This is a genomic window from Orenia sp. (genome assembly GCF_055140805.1).
The window spans coordinates 1-7,292 of sequence record NZ_JBSQYM010000148.1 but is presented as its reverse complement, the minus strand read 5'-3'; the positions used below and the strand labels follow the sequence as shown (position 1 = coordinate 7,292).

3 protein-coding genes are annotated in these 7,292 nt (G+C 36.9%); all 3 read left to right on the top strand.

Features of this window, described 5'->3' with window-relative positions; genetic code table 11:
* A partial coding sequence (locus ACTCDL_RS12795) for a LysM peptidoglycan-binding domain-containing protein (protein ID WP_463177303.1) occupies positions 1–553 on the top strand: 553 nt, incomplete at its 5' end.
* 315 nt (positions 554–868) lie between these two features.
* A complete protein-coding gene (gltB, locus tag ACTCDL_RS12790; protein ID WP_463177300.1) occupies positions 869–5,371 on the top strand; it encodes a glutamate synthase large subunit in 4,503 nt (1,500 codons plus the stop codon).
* Complete coding sequence (locus ACTCDL_RS12785; RefSeq protein ID WP_463177297.1) at positions 5,371–6,822, top strand: glutamate synthase subunit beta; 1,452 nt, start codon at positions 5,371–5,373, stop codon at positions 6,820–6,822. Before gltB ends, ACTCDL_RS12785 begins: the two co-directional genes overlap by 1 nt.
* The last annotated feature ends 470 nt before the right edge of the window (positions 6,823–7,292 follow it).

Below are 7,292 nucleotides of genomic sequence, written 5' to 3'. Positions count from 1 at the left end.
AGATGTGTATAAGAGACAGGATAAAGATAAGGGTAAGCTGCAGCAGGTTCCACCAAATACAAAGGCTTATCAAATTAGAAAAGGTGATACACTATATTCATTGGCCCAGCACTTTAATACGACAGTAGCTGCAATTATCTCTGCCAACCCTAAGATAGACTCCGATAATTTACAAGTGGGAGATAAAATATTTATACCATTACAAAGAGATTATCCATCTTACCCAGAAGGAAACTACTATACTATTAAGGCAGGGGACAGCTTTTATACTATAGCAGATAGATTTAATATAGCGGTAGCGGACTTACAGGAGGCTAATCCTTATGTTGATGCTGATAATCTCAAAGTTGGTGAACTAATCTGTATACCTCTAGCTACTCCACCGGTAAAATGCCCTCAAGGGTCAATTCTTTATATAGTTAAAAGAGGAGATACCTTCTATTCTATAGCCAGAAAGTATAAAGTCTCATTAACTGAGCTAAGAAATGTTAATTCAAAGATTAATTCTAATAGATTATTAATTGGTCAAAAGATCTGTATTCCAGTTGATTAAGAGTTAAAATCTAGTGAAATCTAAAGAGAAAGTGGATTTTTACCAGCCAAAGAGCTGGTCTTTTTTATGGCAAGATTATTAAAAACACGTACATTTATATTTGAATTTATTATTTTTATTAGTTTATCTTCTAAGATAATAGTGTTTATTTTATAATTTACTTATCTGAGTCGAATTTTGTTTGATTTTTCCCATGATATCAAGTATAATAATAGAACAAGATTTTTTATTATGAAATTATTTTTCATATTATGAAAACTTAGAGCCGTAAATAATGTAAAATTATTAATAATAGTTAGTAGAGGAGGAGTAGAGATGATTACAAGAAAAAATATGCCTTCACCAGAAGGATTATATTATCCTGAGTTTGAGAGGGATAATTGTGGTGTTGGATTTATTACCAAAATAGATGGTGAAAAGAGCCATAAGGTAGTAGAGAAAGGGCTAGAAATCTTAGAAAGATTAGAGCATAGAGGAGCAGTAGGGGCAGACCCAGCGACTGGAGACGGTGCAGGAATTTTAATGCAATTGCCTGATGAATTTTTAAGAAAAGAGATGGCAGTTGCAGGTATAGAGTTGCCAGTTATTGGTGAATATGGGGTAGGAATGGTCTTTTTACCTCGTAAGTTAGATGAAAGTTTATTAGCAGAAGGAATTATTGAGAAGATTATTCAAGAAGAAGGACAAGGAGTATTAGGGTGGCGTGATGTACCAGTTGTAGCTGATGCAATTGGTGAAACAGCAGCCAGTACTTTACCAGTGATTAAACAGGTATTTGTTAAGAAAGCTGAAGGCTTGGATAACTTTGAATTGAAATTATATATTATTAGAAAGAGAATTGAGAAGGCTATCGAAGAGAGTGAGATTAAGAACGCTGAACTATTCAGTATTCCTAGTTTTTCTAGTAGAGTCTTAGTGTATAAGGGGTTAATTTTACCAGAGCAGATGAAAAAGTTCTACTTAGATTTAGAAGATAAGAGTCTAAAGTCGGCTATTGCTTTAGTACATCAACGTTTCAGTACTAATACTTTCCCATCTTGGGATTTGGCACAGCCTTTTAGATATTTAGCACATAATGGTGAGATAAATACTTTGACAGGAAATCATAACTGGATGGTAGCTAGAGAGCCAGATTTAGCTTGTGATGCGATAGGGGATGACATAAGTAAGCTGTTTCCGATTACTGATTCTAGAGATAGTGATTCGGCTAATTTAGATCATGCCTTTGAACTATTAGTAGCTTCTGGAATGAGCTTGATTGAGGCAATGACTATGTTAGTTCCTGAGCCGTGGGAGAAGAATCAATTCTTAAAAGAAGAGGTTAGGGATTATTATGAATATAATGCTGGCTTAATGGAACCATGGGATGGTCCAGCAGCTATTGCCTTTACTGATGGTGTACAGATGGGTGCTACTTTAGATCGTAATGGTTTAAGACCAGCTAGATATACAGTAACTAAGGATGGATATGTGATTTTGGCTTCAGAGGTGGGAACCCTAGAGATTGACCCTGTTAATATTGCAGAAAGCCGCAGATTACAGCCAGGTAAGATGTTATTAATTGATACAGCTGAGGGCAAAATCTATTCTGATGAAGAGATTAAAGAGAAGGTTAGTACAGCTAAACCTTATGGTGAATGGTTAAAGAATAATAAGAAGCATCTAAAGGATTTGGCTGGAGATAAAGAACGTTATAGTGAAGATTTTGATACTTTAATTACTAGATTAAAGAGCTTTGGTTATAGTCGAGAAGATTTAAGTGTAATCATTGGACCTATGGCTGAAAATAAGAAAGAAGCAATCGGTTCGATGGGTAATGATGAGCCACTAGCTATTTTATCTAATCGTACTAAGTCATTATTTGATTATTTTAAGCAATTATTCGCACAGGTAACAAATCCACCAATTGATCCGATTCGTGAAGAGATAGTTATGTCTTTAAAGACAAATATAGGAGTCAAAGGTAATGTCTTAGAGAAGACCGAAGATAAAGCTAAAACTATTGAGTTAGAATCTCCTATTTTAAGCAATGGTGATTTAGATAAGATTATTCATTTAAATGACGAAGACTTTAGAGCTAAGGTTATACCAATGGTCTTTGATCCTGAGGAAAAGTCTGGTTTAGAGAAAGGATTAAAGCGCTTATTTAAGTATGCTAAAGAGAGCATTGAAGCTGGACATAATATTTTAGTATTAAGTGACCGTAAAGTTGATGACTTTAATGCTTCAATTCCAGCATTGTTAGCAACTTCTGCTTTGCACAATTATCTAATTAAAGAAGGTAAGAGAAACGGTGTAGATATCATCGTAGAGACTGGAGAGGCTAGAGAGGTAATGCATTTTGCCTTACTAATTGGCTATGGTGCTTTAGCAGTTAACCCTTATTTAGCTTTAGAGAGTATCTCTTATATGAATGATAAAGAGCTTTACTTATCTTCTGGAGATGAGAAGAAGAAAGTAGAACGTAAGAAGGCTTATATCAAAGCTATAAATAAAGGTTTATTAAAGATTATGTCTAAGATGGGTATCTCTACAATTCAAAGTTACCGTGGAGCCCAGATCTTTGAGGCTGTTGGTTTAAGCCAAGAGTTTATCGATAGATTCTTCCCAGGAACTACTTCTAGAATTGAAGGTATCGGACTTGGGGTTTTAGAGCAAGAGGTTCTTAGTAATCACAAGAAAGCCTTTAAAGATATTAGAAGTAATAATGATGAGCTTTTGGAGAATGAAGGTAAATATAAGTGGCGTCCTCAAGGTGAAAAGCATCTATTCAGTCCAGAGGCTATTGCTACGTTACAGCATGCTGCTAAAGTAAATGACTATGATATCTATAAAGAGTATGCTGAGATGATCAATAATCAAGCTAATAACTTATCTACGATTAGAGGTCTCTTTAAGTTCAAAAATCAAACCCCAATTCCTCTTGAAGAGGTAGAGAGTGTTGAAGAGATTAGAAAACGTTTTGTAACAGGAGCGATGTCTTATGGTTCCATCTCTAAAGAAGCCCATGAGACGATTGCTAAAGCTATGAATGCAATTGGTGGTATGTCCAACTCTGGAGAGGGTGGAGAAGACCCAGAAAGATTCAAAGATAATAGAAGAAGTGCAATTAAGCAGGTTGCTTCAGGGCGTTTTGGAGTAACTACAGAGTATTTGGTAAATGCTGATGAACTACAGATTAAGATGGCTCAAGGTGCTAAGCCAGGAGAAGGTGGGCATTTACCAGGTCGTAAGGTAAGTGAAGAGATTGCAAGAGTTCGTCATACTTCACCAGGTATTGATTTGATTTCGCCACCACCTCACCATGATATCTATTCAATTGAGGATTTAGCACAGCTAATCTTTGATCTTAAAAATGTTAATCCTAAAGCTAGAGTAAGTGTTAAGCTAGTATCTAGAATCGGTATCGGTACCATTGCAGCAGGTGTATCTAAGGCTCATGCAGATATGATCTTAGTCTCTGGTTATGATGGTGGAACAGGAGCGGCACCACTTACTTCTATTAAGCATACAGGATTACCTTGGGAGTTAGGATTATCTGAGACTCACCAGGTATTGGTTAAGAATAACCTAAGAGGTAGAGTAAGAGTACAGGCAGATGGTCAGATGAAGACTGGTAGAGATATTGCAATTGCTGCTTTATTAGGAGCAGAAGAGTATGGATTCTCTACAAGCTCACTAGTTGTACTTGGATGTATTATGATGAGAGCTTGCCATAGTAATACTTGTCCCGTAGGTGTAGCTACTCAGAACCCAGAGTTACGTAAGAGATTTAATGGAAAGGTAGAAGACTTAATTAATTTCTTTACTTTCATTGCTCAAGAGATGAGAGAGATTATGGCAGAATTAGGCTTTAGAAGTGTTGATGAGATGATTGGTAGAGTAGACAAGCTTGAGATGAATGACGCTATTAAGCATTGGAAATCTCAAGGAATAGATTTAACTAAGATTCTACATCAACCAACCTTACCTAAGAAGATTGCTAATAGATGTGTAGAGGCTCAAGACCATGGTATCGATGATATCCTTGACCGTAAGTTGATTGAACTGGCTCAACCTGCTTTAGAAAAGGGTGAGAAGGTAGAGTTAGATCTTGATATCTATAATGTAAATCGGACTGCAGGAACTATGTTAAGTGGTGAGATTGCTAAGCATTATGGTGCTAAAGGATTAGCTGATGATACAATTAATATCAACTTTAAAGGTTATGCAGGACAGAGTTTTGGTACCTTTGGTATGCAGGGATTGACTTTAAACTTAGAAGGTCAAGCAAATGACTATATTGGTAAAGGGTTATTTGGTGCTAAGGTTATTATCAAGAAGCCTCAAGCCTCTGACTTTAAAGCTCATGAGAATATCATCGGTGGTAATACTATCCTTTATGGAGCAATTCGTGGACAGTTATATATGAATGGTATCGCTGGTGAGCGTTTTGCTGTAAGAAACTCTGGAGCTTCTGCAGTGGTTGAAGGTGTAGGAGACCATTGTTGTGAGTATATGACTGGTGGTAGAGTAGTAGTCTTAGGTGAGACAGGTCGTAACTTCGGTGCTGGTATGAGTGGTGGTATTGCTTATGTTTATGATATTGATGGTGGGTTTGCAGATAGATTAAATACAGGTATGGTAAATATAGATCAATTAGATGACCATGATGTAGTAGAACTTAAGACTCTAATCGAAAATCATGCTAATTATACTGATAGTGAACGTGCACAAGAGATTTTAGCTGATTGGGATAATAACTTAAGTAAATTCGTGAAGGTCATTTCTCCAGCTTACAAGCAATTGTTGGCTAAGAGTAGGAAGGAGGCAGAATAATGGGGAAATTAGGAGGATTTTTAGAATTTGATCGTGAACCAAGAAAGAAGCGTAGTGTAGAAGAAAGGGTTAAAGATTATAAACAGGTCTATGAGCCTATCGAAGAGGATTATATTACTAGACAGAGTGCTAGATGTATGGACTGTGGTGTTCCTTTCTGTAGCTTCTCCTGTCCAGTAAATAATTTAATGCCAGAGTGGAATGATCTTGTTCATAAGGGTGAATGGGAGCAAGCATTAGAGAACTTACACAGTACAAATAACTTCCCAGACTTTACAGGGCGAGTCTGCCCTGCCCCTTGTGAGGGAGGATGTGTTTTGGGGATTAATGATGACCCAGTATCTATTAAGAATATCGAATTCTCTATCTCTGAAAAGGGATGGAAAGAAGGGTTAATTAAACCTCAACCACCTAAAGTTAGAACTGGAAAGAAGGTTGCTGTAGTGGGATCTGGAGTGGCAGGTTTAGCAGCTGCTCAACAATTAAATCGAATGGGACATTCAGTAACTGTCTTTGAACGTGATGATAAGGCAGGTGGAATGTTAGTCTATGGAATCCCAGATTTCAAGATTGAAAAATGGGTTGTAGAGCGCCGTGTAAATCAGATTAAAGAAGAGGGAGTTAAGTTTGTCTTCAATACTGAGATTGGTACAGATTATCCTGCTGAGAAGTTAGAAGCAGAATTTGATGCAGTTGTGTTAACTGGTGGAGCTAGAGAGGCAAGAGATTTACCAGTGCAAGGTCGTAACTTAGATGGTATCCACTATGCAATGGACTTCTTAACTCAACAAAATAGTATCAATGCTGGTAAGGAGGTTCCAGCAGAAGATAGAATAAATGCTAAAGGTAAGAAAGTACTTGTCATTGGTGGTGGAGATACAGGTGCAGACTGTGTAGGAACTTCTACTAGACAAGGTGCGGAAGTTGTTTATCAGATTGAGTTATTAGATAAACCAGCAGAAGAGAGAACTACAGATAACCCTTGGCCACAGTACCCTCAAATCTTAAGAACATCTACTTCTCATCAAGAGGCTGAAGCCTTTGCTAAAGATGAAGACTTTGGTGTAAGAGAATGGTCTATTGCAACTAAAGGATTTGAAGGTGATGGAGAAGGTAATGTTAGTAAATTCAAGGCTGTCAAGGTTGAATGGGCTGAAGATGAAAATGGTAAGAAGCAAATGAAGGAGATTGAAGGTAGTGAATTTACTTTAGATGTAGATTTAGTACTATTAGCTATTGGTTTTGTTCATCCTGAGCATAAAGGAATGTTAGAGCAATTAGATATAGAGTTTGATGGACGTGGAAATGTTCAGACAGATGGTAGTTATCAAACTAGTAAATCTAAGGTCTTTGCTGCTGGAGATATGAGAAGAGGTGCTTCTTTGATTGTGTGGGCAATTAGAGAAGGACGAGATGTAGCGGAAGCAGTGGACGGATATTTAATGTATTAAATATCCGTCACGAAGGGTCTTGATTTGTAGACCCGAAGGGAATAAAAAAACTTAATGTATTAAATATCCGTCACGAAGGGTCTTGGTTTGTAGACCCGAAGGGAATAAAAAACTTAATGTATTAAATATCCGTCACGAAGGGTCTTGATTTGTAGACCCGAAGGGAATAAAAAACTTAATGTATTAAATATCCGTTACGAAGGGTCTTGGTTTGTAGACCCGAAGGGAATAAAAAACTTAATGTATTAAATATCCGTTACGAAGGGTCTTGGTTTGTAGACCCGAAGGGATGATAGATAACTAATAAATTCAATTAAATAAGTAATAGATAAAAGAGGGCATTTAGCCCTCTTTTTCATATTGAAGGTAAGACTTAATGGGGATATTGCGACACTTTAAGTTTTAGCTACGGGTTTTAACCCGTAGTGTAACATATCACCATCACCACAGGTTGAAACCTGTGGCTAGTA